Source organism: Pseudomonas sp. OVF7, assembly GCF_030644265.1.
GTDB classification, from domain to species: Bacteria; Pseudomonadota; Gammaproteobacteria; order Pseudomonadales; family Pseudomonadaceae; genus Aquipseudomonas; species Aquipseudomonas gorinensis.
The window spans coordinates 93468-113692 of the sequence record NZ_CP128996.1 but is presented as its reverse complement, the minus strand read 5'-3'; the positions used below and the strand labels follow the sequence as shown (position 1 = coordinate 113692).

At 62.0% G+C, this 20225-nt stretch carries 22 protein-coding genes; 9 read left to right on the top strand and 13 right to left on the bottom strand.

Annotated features, from left to right (window positions below; genetic code table 11):
- Nucleotides 1–99 precede the first annotated feature (99 nt).
- Nucleotides 100–495 carry a DUF3301 domain-containing protein gene (locus QU606_RS00520; RefSeq protein WP_024078190.1) on the top strand — a complete coding sequence of 132 codons (396 nt, stop codon included), beginning with the start codon at nucleotides 100–102 and terminating at the stop codon, nucleotides 493–495.
- Here QU606_RS00520 and QU606_RS00515 read toward each other — a convergent pair.
- From QU606_RS00515 to dksA, 4 genes are read right to left on the bottom strand one after another with little or no spacing between them, the layout of a single operon-like run.
- Entirely contained in the window at nucleotides 489–1451 is a 963-nt protein-coding gene (locus QU606_RS00515; protein WP_024078191.1) for a GTP-binding protein, read from the bottom strand. The two genes, QU606_RS00520 and QU606_RS00515, sit on opposite strands and share 7 nt — an antisense overlap.
- A gap of 44 nt (nucleotides 1452–1495) precedes the next feature.
- Nucleotides 1496–2140 carry a DUF1826 domain-containing protein gene (locus tag QU606_RS00510; protein ID WP_304998021.1) on the bottom strand — a complete coding sequence of 215 codons (645 nt, stop codon included), beginning with the start codon at nucleotides 2138–2140 and terminating at the stop codon, nucleotides 1496–1498.
- The gene (zigA, locus tag QU606_RS00505) at nucleotides 2140–3348 is read right to left on the bottom strand and encodes a zinc metallochaperone GTPase ZigA (RefSeq protein WP_304998020.1); all 1209 of its coding nucleotides are present in this window, start codon (nucleotides 3346–3348) and stop codon (nucleotides 2140–2142) included. The genes QU606_RS00510 and zigA overlap by 1 nt, the downstream gene beginning before the upstream one ends.
- 27 nt (nucleotides 3349–3375) lie before the next feature.
- On the bottom strand, nucleotides 3376–3780 hold the full coding sequence (gene dksA, locus QU606_RS00500; RefSeq protein ID WP_024078194.1) for an RNA polymerase-binding protein DksA: 405 nt from the start codon (nucleotides 3778–3780) through the stop codon (nucleotides 3376–3378).
- A gap of 125 nt (nucleotides 3781–3905) precedes the next feature.
- On the opposite strand from dksA, the gene QU606_RS00495 reads away from it, so the two are divergent.
- Nucleotides 3906–4274 (top strand): glutamine synthetase, encoded by a 369-nt coding sequence (locus tag QU606_RS00495; protein ID WP_150054441.1) that lies wholly within the window; start codon nucleotides 3906–3908, stop codon nucleotides 4272–4274.
- Here QU606_RS00495 and QU606_RS00490 read toward each other — a convergent pair.
- Nucleotides 4271–5482, bottom strand: a complete 1212-nt coding sequence (locus QU606_RS00490; protein WP_024078196.1) for an N-acetylmuramoyl-L-alanine amidase — start codon at nucleotides 5480–5482, stop codon at nucleotides 4271–4273. The genes QU606_RS00495 and QU606_RS00490 overlap by 4 nt on opposite strands.
- A gap of 128 nt (nucleotides 5483–5610) precedes the next feature.
- Between QU606_RS00490 and folE2 the strand changes: the two genes are divergently transcribed.
- The 6 genes from folE2 to QU606_RS00460 are packed head-to-tail and all read left to right on the top strand — an operon-like array spanning nucleotide 5611 to nucleotide 10820.
- Complete coding sequence (gene folE2 / locus QU606_RS00485; protein WP_024078197.1) at nucleotides 5611–6501, top strand: GTP cyclohydrolase FolE2; 891 nt, start codon at nucleotides 5611–5613, stop codon at nucleotides 6499–6501.
- Nucleotides 6498–7166, top strand: a complete 669-nt coding sequence (locus tag QU606_RS00480) for a metal ABC transporter ATP-binding protein (RefSeq protein WP_069077323.1) — start codon at nucleotides 6498–6500, stop codon at nucleotides 7164–7166. Before folE2 ends, QU606_RS00480 begins: the two co-directional genes overlap by 4 nt.
- Nucleotides 7166–8032, top strand: coding sequence for a metal ABC transporter permease (locus QU606_RS00475; RefSeq protein ID WP_024078199.1), 867 nt, complete (start codon nucleotides 7166–7168; stop codon nucleotides 8030–8032). The genes QU606_RS00480 and QU606_RS00475 overlap by 1 nt, the downstream gene beginning before the upstream one ends.
- Nucleotides 8033–8043: 11 nt before the next feature.
- Nucleotides 8044–8922, top strand: a complete 879-nt coding sequence (locus QU606_RS00470; protein WP_024078200.1) for a metal ABC transporter substrate-binding protein — start codon at nucleotides 8044–8046, stop codon at nucleotides 8920–8922.
- Nucleotides 8919–9479: a DapH/DapD/GlmU-related protein gene (locus tag QU606_RS00465; protein ID WP_150295457.1), complete on the top strand. Its 561-nt coding sequence runs from the start codon at nucleotides 8919–8921 to the stop codon at nucleotides 9477–9479. The genes QU606_RS00470 and QU606_RS00465 overlap by 4 nt, the downstream gene beginning before the upstream one ends.
- A 3-nt stretch (nucleotides 9480–9482) precedes the next feature.
- Nucleotides 9483–10820 carry a dihydroorotase gene (locus tag QU606_RS00460; protein ID WP_304998019.1) on the top strand — a complete coding sequence of 446 codons (1338 nt, stop codon included), beginning with the start codon at nucleotides 9483–9485 and terminating at the stop codon, nucleotides 10818–10820.
- Here the strand turns inward: QU606_RS00460 and QU606_RS00455 are convergent.
- On the bottom strand, nucleotides 10817–11338 hold the full coding sequence (locus QU606_RS00455; protein WP_024078203.1) for a DUF3617 domain-containing protein: 522 nt from the start codon (nucleotides 11336–11338) through the stop codon (nucleotides 10817–10819). The two genes, QU606_RS00460 and QU606_RS00455, sit on opposite strands and share 4 nt — an antisense overlap.
- Nucleotides 11339–11468: 130 nt before the next feature.
- Between QU606_RS00455 and cls the strand changes: the two genes are divergently transcribed.
- Nucleotides 11469–12908: a cardiolipin synthase gene (gene cls / locus QU606_RS00450; RefSeq protein WP_024078204.1), complete on the top strand. Its 1440-nt coding sequence runs from the start codon at nucleotides 11469–11471 to the stop codon at nucleotides 12906–12908.
- Between the two features lie 78 nt (nucleotides 12909–12986).
- Here cls and cfaB read toward each other — a convergent pair whose 3' ends face one another.
- The 7 genes from cfaB to hflC all read right to left on the bottom strand — a co-directional run bounded on the left by cfaB (nucleotide 12987) and on the right by hflC (nucleotide 20221).
- On the bottom strand, nucleotides 12987–14171 hold the full coding sequence (gene cfaB / locus QU606_RS00445; RefSeq protein ID WP_304998018.1) for a C17 cyclopropane fatty acid synthase CfaB: 1185 nt from the start codon (nucleotides 14169–14171) through the stop codon (nucleotides 12987–12989).
- An 87-nt stretch (nucleotides 14172–14258) separates the two neighbouring features.
- Nucleotides 14259–15047 carry a DNA-binding domain-containing protein gene (locus QU606_RS00440; protein ID WP_150054188.1) on the bottom strand — a complete coding sequence of 263 codons (789 nt, stop codon included), beginning with the start codon at nucleotides 15045–15047 and terminating at the stop codon, nucleotides 14259–14261.
- Nucleotides 15038–15883 (bottom strand): DUF692 domain-containing protein, encoded by an 846-nt coding sequence (locus tag QU606_RS00435; protein ID WP_069077319.1) that lies wholly within the window; start codon nucleotides 15881–15883, stop codon nucleotides 15038–15040. The genes QU606_RS00440 and QU606_RS00435 overlap by 10 nt, the downstream gene beginning before the upstream one ends.
- 65 nt (nucleotides 15884–15948) lie before the next feature.
- The gene (locus QU606_RS00430) at nucleotides 15949–16200 is read right to left on the bottom strand and encodes a membrane protein (protein ID WP_024078208.1); all 252 of its coding nucleotides are present in this window, start codon (nucleotides 16198–16200) and stop codon (nucleotides 15949–15951) included.
- A 117-nt stretch (nucleotides 16201–16317) separates the two neighbouring features.
- Complete coding sequence (locus tag QU606_RS00425) at nucleotides 16318–18204, bottom strand: cation-translocating P-type ATPase (protein ID WP_304998017.1); 1887 nt, start codon at nucleotides 18202–18204, stop codon at nucleotides 16318–16320.
- Entirely contained in the window at nucleotides 18201–19235 is a 1035-nt protein-coding gene (gene hflK / locus QU606_RS00420; RefSeq protein WP_024078210.1) for a protease modulator HflK, read from the bottom strand. The genes QU606_RS00425 and hflK overlap by 4 nt, the downstream gene beginning before the upstream one ends.
- The gene (hflC, locus tag QU606_RS00415) at nucleotides 19232–20221 is read right to left on the bottom strand and encodes a protease modulator HflC (RefSeq protein WP_162163627.1); all 990 of its coding nucleotides are present in this window, start codon (nucleotides 20219–20221) and stop codon (nucleotides 19232–19234) included. The genes hflK and hflC overlap by 4 nt, the downstream gene beginning before the upstream one ends.
- Nucleotides 20222–20225: the final 4 nt, after the last annotated feature.

The following is a 20225-nucleotide window of genomic DNA, read 5'->3' as shown; positions in this document are numbered from 1 at the left end:
GCCGTTTAAATTCTGGCCGCGCAGTATGCGACTAAACGCAGCCTATACGACAGACCGGCGACACAGTTAAGCTGCTCTCACTTTGTTGGAGTTTTTCGCATGCTGACCTTGGGAAACATCTTCGTGTTGATGCTGCTGGCGACCGGTGCCGCCTGGGTCTGGCACAACCACGGCCTGCGCGAGCGGGCGTTGGAGCGGGTCAAGCAGCATTGCGCCAAACTCGACATCGAGCTGTTGGATGGCGCCGTGGCACTCAAGCGCATCGGCTTTGTGAAAGATGCCAACGGCCGCCGGCGCCTGGCGCGGGTCTACAACTTTGAATTCACGGTGACCGGGGAAACCCGCCATCCGGGAACCATCACCCAGTTCGGCGCCCACAGCGCACAAATCGAACTGGCGCCCTACCCCTTCGAGATCAAGACGCCACTGCCCAGCGCCGAGGTCATCGAGCTGAGCCAATGGCGCCAGGACCACGCCACCAAGCATCGTCACTGACGGCAGGCGGCCAGCGAATGCTGTAGCAGGGCCACGTCCTGGGGTTCGCTGAAGATCAATTCGATGCGTGAGTCGCGCCGCCATTCGCTGGGTTGCCAGGCAATCGGGCTGTTATCCACAGCGTTAGCGGATAGCCAGCCCTCGCCACTGTGGATAACCAGTTTGGCGCGACGCCAGCCGAGACCGGTCAGCCACTGATGCAGGCGCTGCGGGTCGAATTGCTGGCTCGGGTGCCAGCGCCAGCCGATGCTCCAGCCACCGTCCTGAGCCTGGCTCAGGCAGATCGGCAGCAGGGGGTCGCTCCAGATGGCCGGTATTTGTGCGAGGCCTTTGGGCACCGTGAAGTTATCCACAGTGGCGCCGGCCCGTGCGCTTGAGCCTGGTAAGCGGTTCAGCGGCAATTGCGCCTGGCGGGTCCAATACACCGGGCAATCGGGTAACTGCCGTTCGATGGCCTGACGCTGTGCGGTGTCCAGCGCCTCATCTTTGTTCAAGACCAACAGCCCGGCACTGGCCAGCGCTTCCAGCTGCGCAGGTGGCAAGGGCTTGCCCGCCGCCAGGGCTTGGGCATCCAGTACCAGGACGCAGGGTTGAACCGCCAGCACGTCCTGCCACGGCGGGTCCCGCAGTTGCTTGAGCAATTGCGCCGGGTGGCCCAGGCCCGAAGGCTCGATAAAGACACGGTCAGGCTTGGCCTTACGCAGCAGACGGCCAAGGCCCACCTGGAACGGGGCGCCATTCACACAGCACAGGCAGCCACCGGCAACTTCGCCCAAGGCAATGCCATCGTCATCCTGAGTCAGCAGCGCGGCGTCCAGGCCAATCTGCCCGAACTCGTTGATCAACACCGCCCAGCGCTCGTTGGCCGGGCGTTGAGCGAGCAGGTGCTGGATCAGGCTGGTCTTGCCGGCACCCAGGGGCCCGGCAATCACGTGGGTGGGAATGTTCTGCAGCATAAGAGGCATCATTTTGACCGTGTAGAGCGCTTGATCCTACGCGGTTATGCCAGCCAATCCAGCGTCAGGATCAAGCGTCGCTCATCCGCCTTCAAGGCCGGCGAGCGGTGAATCAGGCCATGACCCTCGTTGCCATGCCATTTCGTACCCTTGAGTAGAGCCACCTCACCGCAGAGGATTTGCTCGATGCGGTCAGTGGGTTCAGCATCCGACTGGCCCAACGTGCGACGGTCCATCACCCCCTCGCGCAACCACTGGCTGCCGATGCCGGCATAGGTGGTGATCAGCCGCACAGGCACATGATCAACATGAAAACGCGGGCACATGGCCTTGTCCAACAACCGCAGGCGCACGCCGATGCGCCTGGCGCCCAGCAGGCAGGCAAAGGCGCTGATCAGCCACGACACATCGGCGATAAAGCCCTCATAACCCTCAAGATCGCGGCAACTGGACGCCAGGCCGTGCAGATTGGGCTCGGCGCCTTCGCTGTCCAGCTCGATCACCAGCGATTCAGCCAACGGCTCATTGAGCGCCACCAGCAAGGCGCCGAACTCGGCGATATGCAGGGGTAATTGGCGCTGCCACAGCGTCAGGTTCACACCATCCTCAAGGATATCGGACAGCGCCAGCGGGGTTTCACCGCGGGTCTGGCGAATCACGGGGCGCAGGGACATGACCGGCGCCAGCATCAGGCGGCCACCTCTTCATACCAAGGGCCGAAAGGATCGGCCAGTAAGCGCCAGGCGTCGACGCCCAGGGCCATTTCTTCGTCGGTGAGCAAACAAGCGTCCAACTCGGCACGCATCTGTGCGAAGTCGATGTTCTGCCCGATAAACACCAGTTCCTGGCGGCAGTCGCCCGTGCTCAGTTGCCAGTTGCCCATGATCGCGGCGACGCTTTCTTCATCCTGCGGCCACTGGCTTTTCGGTACAAAGCGCCACCAGCGTCCAGCAAAGCCATGGCGCATCAGGCCACCCGCCTGTGACCAACTGCCAGCGTCCTGGTGCTTGCTGGCCAGCCAGAAAAACCCCTTGGAGCGCAGCAACTTGCCGTTCCCCCACGGGCGATCGATAAAGTCGAAGAAGCGTTGCGGATGAAAAGGTCGGCGGGCGCGATAGACAGTGGATGCGATGCCATATTCTTCGGTTTCCGGTACGTGTTCGCCGCGCAATTCCTGCAACCAGCCTGGGGCCTGGGCGGCGCGTTCAAAGTCAAAGCGGCCGGTGTTGAGGATCTTGTTCAGCGGCACCTCGCCCATGACCATCGGGATGATTTCCGCCTGGGCATTCAGGCGTTCGAGGATGGCCATCAGTTCCTCACGTTCGTGGCTGCTGACCAGGTCGATCTTGCTGATCAAAATGACGTCGGCGAACTCGATCTGCTCGATCAGCAAGTCGGTGATGGAGCGTTCGTCTTCTTCTCCCAGGGTTTCGCCACGAGAAGCGAGGCTTTCGGCGGTCTGGTAGTCGAGCAGAAAGTTCATGCCGTCAACCACGGTGACCATCGTGTCCAGGCGCGCGATATCGGCCAGGCTTTGTTCGTTTTCATCACGGAAGGTAAACGTTTCGGCCACGGGTAAGGGTTCGGAGATGCCGGTGGACTCGATCAACAGGTAATCAAATCGCCCTTCTTTGGCGAGTTTTCCGACTTCTTCCAGCAAGTCTTCGCGCAAGGTGCAGCAGATGCAGCCATTGCTCATTTCCACCAGTTTTTCTTCGGAACGATTAAGGGTGACGTCGCGCTGAACCTCGCTGCCATCAATGTTGATTTCGCTCATGTCGTTGACGATCACCGCAACCCGCAGGTTGTCGCGGTTGCGCAGGACATAGTTGAGCAGCGTGCTTTTACCGGCGCCGAGAAAGCCGGACAACACGGTAACGGGGAGACGATTGGGCATCAGGTAGTCCTCATCAGGGTTGGCCGGTCAAATCGCCCGTTTATGGCGTTCGCGCAGCTCTTCGCGTTCTTTGGCTTCGATACACAGGGTGGCGGTGGGGCGTAGCAACAGGCGTTGCAGGCCAATGGGTTCGCCCGTTTCGCGGCACCAGCCGTATTCGCCGCGGGCCAGCCGTTCCAGGGCGTCATCGATCTTGTCCAACAGCTTCTTTTCCCGCTCCAGCAGGCGCAGTTGCCATTGGCGCTGTTCTTCGGCGCTGCCCACATCGGCAGGGTCGCTGTTGGGTTCCTGTTCGCGCAGCACCAGGAACTCAGCGTCGATTCGCGCTTGCAGCTCGTTGCGCTGGGCCAGGAGCAGCGTGCGGAAGAAGCCTTGCTGGGCTTCGTTCATGTAGTCGGCGGGCGGTTGGGCCAGGAGGTCTTGTTCGGTCATGGGAACGGTTCACGGGTCAGGCTGTGCTTTTATGTTATATTATAACAACACAAATAAGCCAATCCCCCTTGCTCGTCACGACGAAGGGCGCAATGCTTGATCATCTTCCTGCCCCGAGACCCCCTATGAAATACCTGGTGTGCGGCCTGTTATTGGCAGCAGCAGGATCTGCCTGCGCCCAAGTACCGAGCCTGTTGGCCAACTGCACGCGCAGCGCCAACCTGCTGGCGTGTGTGGACTCGCAAGGCAATGCCTACAGCGTGGCGACGGCCGGCAGTACCACGTATTTGCGCGGTTTCGAAGTCATCGGCAAACGCTATTGGGCCCAGACCAATAGCCGCTATGGGCAACTGACGTTCTTTACCGGGTTGGCGTCGGACGGTGAAGCGTGGGTCGGCTACACACGACGCGTGGGCTGGACCACCCTCAACCGGTTTTCCAGTTCCGGTGGCGCCAGCGCCAAGTTCACCTGCAGCCGGATAACCGGCTGTTAGACCTGGCCGTTTTTCTGTTCCTGCAGCCAGGCCACGTAGCTGTTCATCGGCGGGTTCTTCTGGAAGTATTTTTTCAACCCTTCGAACAAGCCATCGGCTACCGCCTGTTGATGACGCGCGGTGACCAGGCGCGCACTGTCCCGCGCATTGGAGATAAACCCGGTTTCCACCAGGATCGACGGCACATCCGGTGACTTGAGCACCGCAAACCCGGCCTGTTCCACGCGCTTCTGATGCAACGAGGTGATGCCCTCCAGGCTGCCGAGGATGGAACTGCCCAATTGCAGGCTGGAGGCGATGGTGGCGTTCATCGACATATCGAGAATCACCCCGGCCAGCATCGGGTCCTTGTCCTTGAGGTTCAGCAGACTGGTGGCGCCCAGCAGATCGGCGCCGTTTTCCCGTTGTGCCATGAACCGCGCAGTGGCCGAGGTAGCCCCCCCTTCGGACAAGGCATACACCGACGCCCCCGAGGCGGTGATCCGCGGTGCCGCATCTGCGTGTACCGAGATAAACATGTCGGCGTTGTACTTGTGGGCAATCTCCACGCGCTTGCGCAGCGGCACGAAGAAGTCGTCGTTGCGCACCAGTTTCACGTCAAAGCCCCTCTCGCGTTTCAAGCGCTTGGCCAGCAACTGCGCGATCGACAACACCACGTCTTTTTCGCGCTGGCCCTTGGAGCCGACCGCGCCGGGGTCCTTGCCGCCGTGGCCCGGGTCGACTACCACAATGATGTCGCGCTTGGGATGCGCCTTGTCGATCGGAGCGACCAAGGGCGCAGGTTCAGCTGCGATCTGGCGTGGCGCGTGGGTGGCGCTGGTCAGGTCCAGTACCAGGCGATGACCTTGGCCATCCTGAGGCGGTAGTAGAAAACTGTTGAGCTGCATCGGCGCAGCCAGGTCGAGCACGATCCGCGTATCGCCTTTGCCGAAATGCCCCGAGCGAATCGAGGTGATCCCACTGTTTTTCAAGGCCAGTTGAGAAAAGTCACCACTGAGGCCGGCACCGCTCAGGTCGATGATCACCCGTTCGGGTGCAGCCAGGGAGAAAGTCTTGTACTGCACCGGACCGCTCAGGTCGAACACCAGCCGCAGTTTGTCGTCCGAGCGCCACAGGCGGGCATTGCGAATCTGCGTGGCCGATGCGGCGAACGGCAAGGTGAACAGCGGGCTGACCAGGAGCAGGTTGAGGAGCTGACGTCTGTGCATGACATATACCGCAAATAAAGGAGCGTCCCTGCTCGACATGACTGAACAAAGGCTGGAGCAGAAAATTCATCGTCGACTCAATAGTTATAATATAACATGTCTTTTTATTTCCAACGATGGACCTGCTTATGAATGCGCTGACTCTGCCGGATATCGCCGCGCAAGCATCACGCCAAGCCTTGCCCCTCGACTGGGTCGGCATGTGCGGCATCGCCCTGCCCATCTTGATCGATGGCCAGCGTCTGACGGCCAAAGCCGATGCCGGCGTCAGCCTCGACGACGGCACCGCCCGTGGCATTCATATGTCACGCCTGTACCTGGCGCTGGAAATGCTCGGCCAACAGCCCCTGACGCCGACACTTCTGCGTAATGTACTGCAGCATTTTCTTGCCAGTCATGAAGGTTTATCTAAGAACGCCTACCTGCGTATCCATACCGATTTGCTCCTGAATCGTCCGGCCCTGGTCAGCCCACTGGCCGGCTGGAAGGCCTACCCGGTGAGCATCGAGGCGCACCTGGAAAACCAGATGTTCCACGTGGAACTAAAAATTGACGTTACTTATTCCTCAACCTGCCCCTGCTCTGCTGCCCTCGCCAGGCAGTTGATTCAGCAGCAATTTGTCGATGACTTCGCCAACACACCGTTGCGACATGAAGACGTGCTGACCTGGCTCGGCAGCGCCAATGGCATTGTGGCCACGCCCCACAGCCAGCGCAGCAGCGCACAGCTGCGCGTCCACCTGCAAGGCGAGCATCTGGCGCTTACCGAGTTGATCAACGACGCAGAAGCCGCCCTTGGCACTGCCGTGCAAACCGCCGTAAAGCGTGCAGACGAACAAGCCTTCGCCCTGGCCAATGGGCAGAACCTGATGTTCTGCGAAGACGCCGCCCGCCGCCTGAACCTCGCCTTGAAACGCTCGGATGCCGTCAAAGCCTTCCACCTCAAAGTGATCCACGCCGAAAGCCTGCACGCGCACGATGCCGTGGCTGAAAGCCGCTGGACGAGACCCTCTGCATGATCACCTGTACCGCTTTACGCTGGGGTGCCCCTGGGCAACCGCTGACCCCCGCCGTGGATTTCACCCTGGAAAAAGGCAGCCTCACCGGTGTGATCGGCGCCAACGGCACCGGCAAAAGCAGCCTGCTGAAGGTTATCGCCGGGCTGCAAAAGCCATTGGCGGGCAAAGTCACCGTGAATGTGCCACGGCGCGGCGGCCTGTCGTTCCTGCCCCAGCAGCAGCACCTCGACCGCCAGTTCCCCATCAGCCTGCAAGAGTTGGTGGCCGCCGGCTTTTGGGGCACCCAACTCACCCCGCAACAACGCAGCCAACGCCTGCAAGCGGTGCTGGAGGATTGGTGCCTCAGTGGCCTGGAACATCGCCCGCTGATGGCCTTGTCTGGCGGCGAACTGCAACGTGCCCTGCTCGCCCGCATGAGCCTGGCCGAGGCGTCGGTCCTGTTGCTCGACGAACCCCACGCCGCCCTCGATGAAGATGGCCAGGCCTTGTGCTGGAAACATATCCACGCCTGGCATGCCCAAGGTCGCACGCTGGTAGTGGTGTGCCATGACCTGGCCGCCGTGCGTGAACACACCCAGCAAGTGGTGCAGATCAAAAGCACCGGCTGCGTCGTCGGCCCCAGTCAAGAACTGATCCGTCCACACCCTCGCATGCAGGTGGCCTGATGCACTTCGCCTCCCATCTGTGGATGCCCTTTGCTGACTTCGTCTTCATGCGTCGCGCCCTGATCGGAGGCCTGGTACTCGCCTGCAGCACCGCGCCGCTGGGCGTGTTCCTGATCCTGCGGCGCATGAGCCTGATTGGTGACGCCGTCGCCCACGGCATCCTGCCCGGTGCGGCCCTGGGCTTCTGGTTCGCCGGGCTCAGCCTGCCCGCGCTGACCGTCGGTGGCCTGGGTGCCGGCCTGGGCATGGCCGGGCTGGCGGCCTGGATCACTCGCCGCACCGGCCTGCGTGAAGACGCCAGCCTCGCGGCTATCTACCCCATTTCACTGGCCGCCGGTGTGCTGATCCTGGGCATTGCCGGCAAACGCCTGGACCTGCTGCATCTGCTGTTCGGCTCAGCGCTGGCCGTCGACGAGGCCACCCTGACCGGCATGCTCTGGGTCTCCGGGTTCAGCCTGGTGGCCATGGTGCTGATCTACAAGCCGCTGCTGCTGGATACCCTCGACCCGCTGTTCCTGCAAACCGTCAGCCGCCTGGGCCCGCTGGCCCATGGTTTGTTCCTGACCCTGGTGGTGTTGAACCTGGTCATCGGTTTCCAGGCCATCGGCGCGTTGATGGTGGTGGGCTTGATGATGTTACCGGCCATCGCGTCACGGTTCTGGAGCCGGCGCCTGCCGGTGTTGATCGCGATATCGGCGGTGCTGGGATGCCTGTCGGTATGGCTGGGTTTGTTGCTGTCGTTCTACTACTCACTGCCCAGCGGCCCGGCGATTGTGCTGGTGGCTGGCGGCGGGTACCTGCTGTCCGTGGTCTTCGGTCCGGTGCACGGCTTGCTGCGCCGCCCCCCCTTGCTGTCATCCCAATGAGGTGTCTCCCGATGCGCGCTTTACTCGTGCTGTTCAGTCTCGTCCTGTCGTTATCGACGGCCCAGGCCGCCGACAAACTCCAAGTGGTTACCAGCTTCAGTATCCTCGATGACATCACCCACCAGATTGGTGGTGATCACATCCAGATCAGCAATATGGTCGGCCCCGACGCGGACGCCCATACCTACGAGCCCACCCCGGACGACGCCAAGGCGTTGCTCAAGGCCAAGCTGATCATCAAGAACGGCCTCGGTTTTGAACCCTGGCTGGACCGCCTGGTCACCAGCACCGAAACCAAGGCCACGGTGGTCACCGCCAGCAAAGGTGTGATCTCCCACACCATGGAGGAGGACGGCGAAACCATCCCCGATCCGCACGCCTGGCACAACCTGGCCAACGCCGAAATCTACGTGAACAACATCACCAAGGCGCTGGTGGCCGCTGACCCGGCCAACAAGGCTGACTACCTGCACAACAGCCAAGCCTACCTGAAAGAAATCTACCGCCTGCTCGCCGAAGCCAAGACCAAATTCGGCGCGCTGCCACCGGGCAACCGTCGCATCGTGACCTCTCATGACGCCTTCGGCTACCTGGGCCAGGCCTATGGCATCCAGTTCCTGGCGCCTCAGGGCCTGTCCACCGAACGTGAGCCTTCGGCCGCCGAAGTCGCCGCGCTGATCACCCAGATCCGTAAAGACAAGGTCAAAGCCGTGTTCATGGAAAACATCAAGGACTCACGCCTGCTCAAGCAGATCGCCGACGAAAGCGGCGCGCAGATCGGCGGCACGCTTTACTCCGACGCTCTTGCAGCAGAAGGCCCGGCCAGCACCTTTACCGGGCTGTTCGAATACAACCTCAATACCTTATGCGCCGCGTTGGGTAAGCCATGATTCGCAAGAACCCTTCCGGCGATCTGCCGGTGATCGCCGAATCGGCCTACGTCGACAAGACGGCGATCATCTGCGGCAAGGTCATCATTGGCGAGAACGTCTTCGTCGGCCCCTACGCCGTAATCCGCGCCGATGAAGTCAACGCCAGCGGCGCCATGGACCCTATCACCATCGGCGCCAACTCCAATATCCAGGACGGCGTGGTGATCCACTCCAAATCGGGCGCGGCGGTGACCATCGGCGAGTTCACCTCCATCGCCCACCGCTCCATCGTCCATGGCCCCTGCAGCGTCGGCGACCGTGTCTTCATCGGCTTCAACAGCGTGCTGTTCAACTGCACCGTCGGCGACGGCTGCGTGGTGCGTCATAACTCGGTGGTCGACGGCCGCGACTTGCCCACCGCGTTCTACGTGCCCTCCACTACCCGCATCGGGCCTAACACTGACCTTTCGCAGTTCCCGCCGGTCAGTGTCAGCGCCTCGGAGTTTTCCGAAGACGTGGCACGCACCAACGTCGACTTGGTCCGCGGTTACAAAGCCCTGCAAAACGAGTTCTGAACCATGAGCCGCCTGCTGATCCGTAACGCCCGCCTGGTCAACGAAGGCCAGGTATTCGACGCTGATGTACTGGTCGCCAACGGCCGCATCGAGAAAATCGCCAGCAGTATCGAGGACTGTAATGCGCCCCTGGCGATCGACGCAGAGGGCCAATGGCTGCTGCCAGGGATGATCGATGACCAGGTGCACTTTCGCGACCCTGGCGCACCCGACAAAGGCAGTCTCTACAGCGAATCCCGGGCGGCCGTAGCCGGTGGCATCACCAGTTTCATGGACATGCCCAACACCCAGCCGGCCACGCTGACCCTGCAAGCCCTGGCCGAAAAAAAGCGCCGCGCCGGCCTGCATTCAGTCGCCAACTACGGTTTTCACTTTGGCGTCAGCAACGACAATCTCGACATCGTCGCCGCGCTCGATCCCCGCGAAGTGGCTGGGGTCAAAGTGTTCATGGGGGCCTCCACCGGCAATATGTTGGTAGACGACCCTCGGATTCTGGAGCGGCTGTTTGCAGAAGTGCCGACCATCCTGCTGGCCCACTGCGAACACACGCCGAGCATCCTGGCCAACGAGCGGCGCCTGCGCGAGCGTTTCGGGGACAAGATCCCCGCCGTCGCCCACTCGCTGATCCGGGACGCCGAGGCCTGTTATCGCTCCTCCTCTTTGGCCGTGGAGTTGGCCAGGCACCACGGCACACGCCTGCATGTGCTGCACCTGACCAGCGCACGCGAATTGGCCTTGTTCGAGGACAAACCCCTGGCGCAAAAACGTATTACCGCTGAAGTCTGCGTGCACCACCTGCTGTTCGACGACCGCGACTATCACCGCCTGGGCCATCAGATCAAATGCAACCCGGCGATCAAGACCCACGCCGACCGCGACGCCCTGCGCCAAGCCTTGCTCAGTCATCGTCTGGATGTGATTGGCACTGACCATGCGCCGCATACCTGGGCGCAAAAACAGCTGGGGTATTGTGAAGCGCCATCGGGCTTGCCGCTGGTGCAACATGCGTTGCCGGCGCTGCTGGAGTTGGTGGCCGACGGGCTGCTGCCCTTGACCACCCTGGTGGCGAAGACCAGCCATCGGGTCGCCGACCTGTTCGCCATCCCGGATCGGGGTTATCTACGCGAAGGCTATTGGGCCGACCTGGTGCTGATCCAACCAGAGCCGGCGGGCAAGCCCGTCAGCAGCCAGCCGATCCTGGCTCGCTGCGGCTGGACACCCTTCGCCGAGCGCAGCTTCCGCCACAGCGTCAGCACCACGCTGGTCTCCGGCCACCTGGCCTGGCACAACGGCAAGGTGGTCGACAGTTGCCAGGGTTTACCGTTGCAGTTCCTGCGTTAAGCGCGAGGCTTGACCGTACCGCAATTGCTGCCCAGCCACTGGGCATGGCTGTCCAGGCTACCCTTCTGTTGAATGCCAGTGGCATTGAAGGTGCCGTTGACGGTGGTGGTGAATTCCTTCTGGCTCTGGAAGGTGGCAACCCCCGTGCCCTGGGCTTTGGGGCAACTGAAACGGAATTTCCACTGGTTACCGGTCTTGTCGGTGACTTCCTGTTTGCAGCCCGATTGCGGGTCGGTCAGGGGGATCGTGTCAGAGGCAACCTGGGCGGGCGTGAGGCACACCTGCACGCCTTTGCCGGCCATGGTGACGCCCTGCTTTTCCAACATGGCGCGCTGTTCGGGGGTCATCTGTTGCTTGAGCTGACCCAGTATCAGCGACAGGTCCGGCAGGTCCTGGTTATCGACTTTCATATTGCTGGTGGTCAATTCCCACAAGCCCGGCGCCAGCATCTGCGCCTGCGCTGCCACGGGCAACGACAAACCAACAACCATGGCCAAACCAAGCAGACGAGCATTCATCGGGTAACTCCTGGGCAATTGTTGGCGTTAGACGCCGTAAACGTGCCAGTGTTGCACGACAAATAAAATAGCGACATTCGTGGCCGAACATGGTCTGTTACGCATTGGATTGTCTGGAGTCATGTCGTCCATGGATTTTTTTGGCCCGCACCTGCTCGCCTACTTCATCGCCACGCTGCACTTTCTCGGGACCCTCGCCGCGATCCATGCGGTGCTGACCGTCAGGACCGCCCAAGGCTCGATCGCCTGGGCCTTGTCGCTGATGTTCATGCCCTACCTGACCCTGATCCCCTACCTGATTTTCGGCCGCAGCACCTTCGATGCCTACATCCAGGCGCGGCGCCAGGCCAACCAGGAAATGCACACTGCTATCACCGAGCTGAACTGGCGCCCGTGGGTCGAGGAAGCCTTGGCCGCGCGCAACTCCAGCGCCTACGCCTCCCTGCGCGCCATGCCCAAGCTGGGGCGCATGCCATGCCTGGCAAACAATGAAGTGCGTTTGCTGATTAATGGCGACGCCACCTTCAGTGCGATCTTCGACGCCATTCGCAACGCCAATACTGCCGTGCTGTTTCAGTTCTTCATCATTCATGACGATGAACTCGGCCGCCAACTGCACGCCTTATTGAAGGAAAAGGTCGCTCAAGGCGTAGGCATCTACGTGCTCTATGACCGAATCGGCAGCCATGCCCTGCCCCATCGCTACGTGCAATCGCTACGCGACGCCGGGGTGCAGGTCAAGGCGTTCGCCACCCGTAGCGGCTGGCTCAATCGCTTCCAGGTCAACTTCCGCAACCACCGCAAGATCGTAGTGGTGGATGGCATCACCGGCTTTGTTGGTGGGCACAACGTCGGTGACGAATACCTGGGCAAAAAACCGCCGCTGGCTCCGTGGCGCGATACCCATGTGCAAGTCACCGGCCCGGTGGTGGCCTGCCTGCAGGAGTCGTTCGCTGAAGACTGGTTCTGGGCCGCACGAGAACTGCCGCCCTTGATCCTGCCGGACACCTACCCCGACGACGGTGTGCTCTGCCAATTGCTCGCCAGCGGCCCGGCAGACCCGTATGAAACCTGCTCGCTGTTTTTTGTCGAGGCCATCCACGCGGCGACCGAGCGTGTGTGGATCACCAGCCCGTATTTCATTCCCGACGAAGCGGTGTTTGCCGCCCTGCGCCTGGCGGTCCTGCGCGGGGTGGACGTACGCCTGCTGCTGCCATCCAGGCCCGACCACCGAATCGTGTATGCCGCGTCCAGCCTCTACGCCATCGAAGCCGTACGCGCCGGGGTGCGGGTATTCCGCTATACGCCAGGCTTTCTGCATCAGAAGGTGGTGTTGGTGGACAGCGAAATCAGCGCCATCGGCAGTGCGAATATGGACAACCGTTCCTTCCGGCTGAATTTCGAAGTGATGTTACTGACCGTCGACGAAGCCTTCGCCAAGGAAGTGGAGCACATGTTGCTGGACGACTTTGCCCTGGCGCATGAAGTCAGCCAAGAGGAAAGCCGCGAAACCCGCCGCCTGCAACACCTGGGCATGCGGATCGCGCGCTTGATCTCACCGATTCTCTAACAGCCAACGCAGTAGAAAAAAGGTGGGAGGGGCACCGCCCCTCCCACCTTTAGTTCTTTAGTGCTTTCGTCATCGTGATCAGCGGTAGATATCTTCCCGCGTCCACGGCAGTTCATGGCTGCCATCCGCGTGAGGTTTCACCGCCAGGATCTGGTGCAAGTTGATCCAGCCCCGTGCAAACGCATACGCGCACCCCGCCAGGTACAACCGCCAAATACGCAACGCTTGCTCCGGCACCATCTTCGCCGCCGCTTCCAGGTTATCCTCCAAGCGTTCGCTCCAATGGTCCAGGGTGCGGGCGTAGTGCAGGCGCAGGCTTTCCACATCGACCACTTCCAGCCCGGCTTCGCTGATCTCTGCGGTCATCATCGCCAGGTGCGGCAGTTCGCCGTTGGGAAATACGTAGCGCTCGATAAAATCCCCGGCGCCACGGCCTACGGGACGACCATCGGTATGTTTGGCGGTAATGCCGTGGTTCATCACCAGGCCGCCTTCACGCACCGCGCCAAACAGGGTCTTGCAGTATTGCGCCAGGTTGGCGTGGCCGACGTGCTCGAACATGCCCACGCTCACCACTTTGTCGAAACGGCCGTCCTGGGGCAGGTCACGGTAGTCGAGCAACTGCAGGTCGACCTGACCTTCCAGGCCCTCGGCTTTTACCCGCTCTTTAGCCAAGGCCAGTTGGGCCTTGCTCAGGGTGATACCAAACACCTTGGCCCCGAACTCCCGCGCCGCATAACGCGCCAGCCCGCCCCAACCACAGCCGACGTCGAGCAGATAGTCCCCCGGCTGCAACCGCAGCTTGCGGCACAGATGGCGAAATTTGTCTTGTTGGGCCTGGTCGATGGATTCGCTGCCGGTTTCGAAATATGCGCAGGAATAGGCCATGTCTTGGTCCAACCAAAGCTGGTAGAACTCGTTGGACAGGTCGTAATGGTAGGAAATCGCCGCTGCGTCAGTGGCCTTGTCGTGGATCGAGCGCACCGGACGACTCCCTGCGTCGTCATCGACCAGGGCGTGACTCAATTCGTCACAAACCCGGATCACTTCGGTGATGGAGCCTTCCAGCTCCAATTTGCCCTCGACGAAGGCCTCGCCCAGTGAGTCGAGCGTTGGATGGCTAAGCTTGGACACAACCGTGGGGTCCTTCACCACGATGGTCACACTGGGCTCAGGGCCCAAGTTGAATTCATGGCCATCCCAGAGTCGAAGACGCAGCGGTAGCTGAAGATTCTGTAAGGCCGGTGGAAGTTGCGCGAGCATGAGTAGTCCCCCCTTGTTTCAGACGTCTGGAATGAGGGTAGACCATCCGAAGACAAAGTAGGAGGCTATCGATTTAATAGCAGCCTTCTATGGGGCTCGGCGCTCGAGCAAACCGTCCTGGACCCACTGTTTCAGCCACGTGACCGCTTGCAGTGGTGCGCCCTCTCCATAAGTGACTAGCAACTGCGCACACAGTTCTGAAAAACTCCAACCGGTGGTCACCATTCCGGCCAACGCACAGATTTGCGCCGAGTCCATGCTGCGGTAATGGCAGATTTGCCGATGACGCCATACCAGGCAGATTTGCGCCGGCTCCAGCGCCTGGCTGCCGGGGAATTCCGATTGATCCTTGCTCGCACGCCAGATCGCCACCGTGTTGAAGCGACAGAGCAGTTGTTGCACGGTCGGCGCCAACTGAACCTTAAGCCCAGGCCACTCGTCAGGCGGCAACGACGCCATGGCGTCCAGGGTCAACGGCTGCCCCAGCGGCGCATCGAAGGCCAGGGTAAACGCCCACTCCAGGCGCGCCAGCTCAGCCAGCGGCGCACTTTGTGCAGCCACCAGGTGCTCAAGGATAAACGCGGGAAACCGCTCACCCAGCCAGCGCAGGCTGTAATGAGCCGAGGGATAACGACGTACATAGGCTTCGGCCAGCCGCGCAAACTCATCATCCCCCAACCAATACCAGATGGCGCCGAAGTCATGCCGCATGACATCCCGCAACCGTTCCAGATAGGCGTTGTGGTAAATCGCCAGGCCGGTGTCCACATCCAAAGTGGGCCCGCCGAGCAAGGTCGCGGCAAAGCCGCTGTCGGCAGTCGAGGTGTCCGATAACAGGTGCTGTTCGAAGGCCATCTGCCAATCGATCAGGCGCATCGCGACCTCCTGGCCAACGCGGTGGCGCCCAGTTCGCGGGCCTTGCTCAACTCGGTCAGCAGCTCTTCGAAGGGCGGGAAATGATCGTCACGCTCCAACAGTGTCGAGACCGGCCCCAGGTGCTCCAGCGTCCGTTGATACAGCGCCCATACCGGATCGCACACCGGCTGGTCATGGGTATCGACCACATAGTCGCCGTAGTCCCTATGCCCGGCCAGATGCAGCTGCCGAATGCTCTCGGGCGGCAGGTTGAGAATGAAGGTCCAGGCGTCGAAACCGTGGTTACGGGCGCTGACATACACATTGTTGACGTCCAGCAAAAGCTGGCAGCCCGACAGATGGGACAGCGCGTTGAGGAATTCCCACTCGGTGAATTCATCCAGCTTGGAACGCACATAGCTGGAGACATTCTCCAGCACCAGCGGGCGCTGCAACACGTCTTGCACCTGGCGGATACGGTTGGCGACGTAGTAAAGGCTTTCTTCGGTGTAAGGCAGCGGCAGCAGGTCATGCAGCTGATGCGCGTTGCCGCGGCTCCAGCACAGATGGTCGGAAATCCACGCTGGCTGGATACGCTCGGCGAGCTGCTTGATGTGCTGGAGGTAATCGGTATCGAGGGCATGGGGGCCACCGATGGACAGGGACACGCCGTGCATCACCAGGGGGTAGCGCTCGGCGATTGCGTCCAGGTAGTACAAGGCTTTGCCGCCCTGCACCAGATAATTCTCGGAGATCACTTCGAACCAATCCACCGCAGGGGATTGCTCAAGGATCTGTTCATAGTATTCGTTGCGTAAACCCAGGCCGTAACCCAGGGAGGGGAAAGAGCTGGCCATCATGGACTCCTGGAAAGGTGTCCGCAGCGGTCGGAATACCCGCTGCGGGTGCACTCGGCTTGCGCTTACTCGCCGACCTTGCCACCAGCCTTGTCGCACTCAGCCTTGGTCATGGCCTTGAAGCCGTGGCCCTTGCACACCGCCTGGCCTTTGCAGGCGTTTTCAGCGGTCTTGCAGTCGTTCATGCCTTTGCAGGAAGTCACGCCGTAGCAATGAACCGCCGCGTCTGCGGCCTGCGCCTGGGTGGCGACACCGGCAAACATGGAAGCGGCAGCGATCGCCAGGGCAGCACCGGAAACGGCTTGTTTGATGTTCATTGTGTAGTCCTCATCAATCAGTAGTGGAGTCGGTCTGAACGGATTGCTCAGTCTCGACACACCACTAGAGTGAGGCCCCCTATCGGCGTTACAGCCGCCTGCAAAAATTCCTCGGAATTATTCGTCGAGCTTCAACAGCGGCTCCTGGAAACGCAGCAAACGCCCGGCGTTACCCAGCACCAGCAAGGTGCTGAGGTTGTGCAGCACCGCCGCAATCATTGCCCCCGCGACCCCCAGCCAACCGAATGCGGCAAACACCACGATGGCCAACGTCCAACCCAGCCCGATGATCACATTGACCTGCAATGTCTTGCGGCACTGGCGACTCAAGCGCACACAGGTGCCCAACCGGCGCAGGTCGCTGCCGATCAACACCACATCCGCCGACGCGAGTGCGATATCCGCCCCACCCGCGCCCATGGCGACGCCGACCACGCCGGCCTTGAGTGCCAGGGAGTCGTTGATCCCATCACCCACCACCATCGGCCGGAAGCCGCTGCTGATCTCCCCCAACACGCGATTGAGCTTGTCTTCCGGCAATGCCTGGGCTTCGACATCACTGATGCCGACGTCCAGGGCCAGGCTGTCGGCCACGCTCTGGCGGTCGCCGGTGAGCAGCAATTGCCGGCCCAGGCCCAGCTCCCGCAGCTCTTGCAGGGCCTGGCGGGCTTCCGGCTTGACGCTGTCAGCCAGCAGCAACCAGGCGAGGAATCGCCCGTTCAGCGCCAGCCCGGCAATCGGGCCGTCGTGGTTCGGCACGGTCGTGGTGACAATACCCAATTGTTCGAACAACTCCGGGCGCCCCAACGCGGCTTCACCCTGCTCGGTCTGTGCCACGACGCCCAGGCCCTGGCGTTCGCGGATATCAGTCAGCACCAACAATTGCGCCTGGATCGCCAACCCCGCCAACGCCCGACTGACCGGGTGACTGCTGGCCGAGCCGAGGCTGGCGGCAAGGTTCAGCAACCCCTGGCGGTCCGACACGCTGGTTTCGATCGACTGCAAACGCAGGGTGCCAAAGGTCAGGGTGCCGGTCTTGTCGACCACCAACGAAGTCAGGTCCGCCAACTCTTCCAGGAAGGCTGAACTGCGAATCAGAATCCCATGCCGTGCCGCCACGGCAATCCCGGCAATTGCCGTGGCCGGTGCCGACAGCACCAGCGCACACGGGCATGCCGCCACCAGCACCGCGAGCATCGCCTGGGCGTCGTTGGTGACAAACCAGGTGACCGCCGCCAGCAACAGCACCAACACCATATAGCTGCCGGCATAGCGCTCCAGCAGCCGCGTGATCGGTGGCTTGGAACGCTCGGCGTTCTGCATCAGGGCGATGACCTTGCCCAGGGTCGATTCATTACCGGTGCGGGTCACTTGCAGGCGCAGCAAGCCGTCGAGGTTGATCGCCCCACCAAACACCTGCATGCCGACACTGGCCTCCAGCGGCACCGACTCACCGGTGATCGGCGCCGTGTCCAGGCTCGCCTGGCCAGATAACACCACCCCATCCGCCGGCACCCGGTCGCCCGCACGCACTTCGACGATATCGCCGGTGTTCAGCGTGCCGTTGTCCACTTCAATGATGCTCCCGTCAGCCTGCACCCGGCGCGCATGGCTGCGGGTCAGCTTGCCCAAGGCATGGATCGCTTCCTGGGAGCCGATCACGCTGCGCTCTTCCAGCACATGGCCAAAGATCATGATGATCGGCAGCAGCGCGGCGGTCAGCAGATCGCCCGTCGCCCAGGCGCCGAGCATGGCCAGGGCGATCAGTTGGTCGGTGATGCCATGCAGGCTGGGAAACCGCAGGCTATACCAGGCCGAACGCATCACCGGCACGGCCACCAGCAGCGAAGCGACACCCAGCAACAACTGGCTCACCCCCTGCTGGTCCGGCGCCAGCCAGCGCCACACCAGGCCCAGCACCAGCAAACCCAAGGCGAGCATGGCCAGGGTCAATTGCCGGGCGGCGCTGCGCTGCTCGGCGGAAGTCAGCATAGGTGCGCTCATTGGTCGGCTCCCTGGATGATCAAGCGGGAGTCGTCTTTGGGATCGACCGTGGTCACTGAGCCGGCCTGGCCGAGGATTTTCGGCAAGCGCTCGCGGTACAGTCGCAGCAGCAGGCCGGGGTCTTTGACCTGGGCCAGGCTTGCGACAGTGGCGGTTTGCGCCTGGGCATTGGCCAGGCGCTCACTGGCCTGGGCATGGGCGACTTGCACCATGCGGTCGGCTTGCTGGTTGGCGGTTTGGGTGAGCTTTTCCGCGTCGGTACGCGCATTGGCCACCGCTTTGTCAGCCTGCTGGCTGGCAGTGAGTACCGCATTGAACGCATTCACCGCCGGGCTCGGCAGGCTCGATTGCACATCGACACGGGTCACTTCGATACCCAGGCCCAGACCGCTGGCGGCCAACTCGGCCAAGCGTTTATTGATGCCCTGCACCAGGTCCCCGCGCAGCCGTTCACGGCGCTCGGCGGCGCCGTTGTCGGTACCGATCAGTTCGGGGCGCGCCACCAGGATCGTGTCGAGGTCACGGGCGGCGGTCAATGCCACGGCGCTGCGGGTCACCAGGCGATCCAGGGCCGGCAGTACATGCTCGCCCTGCAACACAAACGCGTAGGGTTCGGTGACCTTGTAGAACACCCGCACATCCAGCTGCACCACGCCGGCATCGCCGGTCAGCAGGTAGCCGGAGCCGGCCAGTGCATCGCTCAACGGCGTGGCGAAACTGGCCACGCGGTCGGCCTGTACCGCCGCATCGGAGCGCAGCAGGTTCTCGACGCGGCGTTCGATCACACGGTCTGCCGCCGGCAACAGCACCACTTGCTCGAAGGGTTGCGGCCACGCCAGCAATAGCCCGGCGTTCTGGATTCGATCCAGTGCGCCGAAGTGCAAGACCACGGCGCGGTTCTGGGGGTCGATCTGGCGCACATTGGAAAATGCCCAGGCCAGCGCCGCCAACACAGTCACCGCGTACAGCGCCAGGAACGTCAGGCGGCCGGCCTGGATCCAGGGGCTGTCCGGGCTGTCACGCTCAGTCATGGTTGAACGTCCTTCGGCCCGTCCACCAAGACGCGAAATGGCGCGGCGTCAGTGCGCAGGATGATCTTGGTACCCGGGGTGACCACGGTGCCCAAGGTATCCAGGGAGCGCAGCAAGTTATACAGCTGCGGGTTGCCGGCGTAGGCACGACCATAAATCTGCGCGGCTTCGACCCGCGATTGGGCTTCGATATCGGCGGCTTTTACCGTGGCGTCAGCCTGCACGATCCGCGCATCGCGCTCGGCAGCGGAGCGAATCTGCGCCGCTTCACGCTTGCCCACGGCGGTGCGTTCAGTGGCGATGGTTTCACGCTCGGCGCGCATGCGGTCGACGGTGGCAGTGAGGGTCACCGACGGCAAGGTCAGCCGCTCAATACCCACCTGTGCCACGCGTACGCCATAGGTGGTCAGCAATTGTTGATCGATCTGCTGGCGCAACTGCGCCTCGAATTCGGCGATGCGCACCTGGCTGGCATCCGTATTGATCAGGCTGGACAGGTCGAAGCTGGCCGCCGTGGTTTCCAGTGCCGAACCGACAAAGGTGCGAATCTGCCGCGCCGCTTCATCCGGTTGGTTCTGCACTGCACGCATAAAGCGCTGCACATTGTCGGCATCGCCTTGTACCTGCCATGCCACATAGGCCTGCACGATAATGCGCAGGCCGTCGCGGGTGCCCACGTCCTGCAAACCGCTGGAAGTGGTGCGCAAGCGCAGGTCAACCGGGATCGCCGCTTCGAACGGTGCCGGCCAGCGCCAGCCCAGGCCCGGCTCCAGCAGCACTCTCGATGGGTTGCCGAAACGGGTAATCACCGTGGCCTCGCCCGACCGCACCTGCACCAGGCTGGCGGCAGCGACCGCAAACAGCACCAGCAATACGGCCCAGGCCATGCGGCGCCAAGGGAATGGGCCGGCGGGTTGTTCATCACCATGATGGTGATGATGGTGGCCGTGGTGGTGACCATGATCGTGAGAATGAGCGCTCAACAGACAG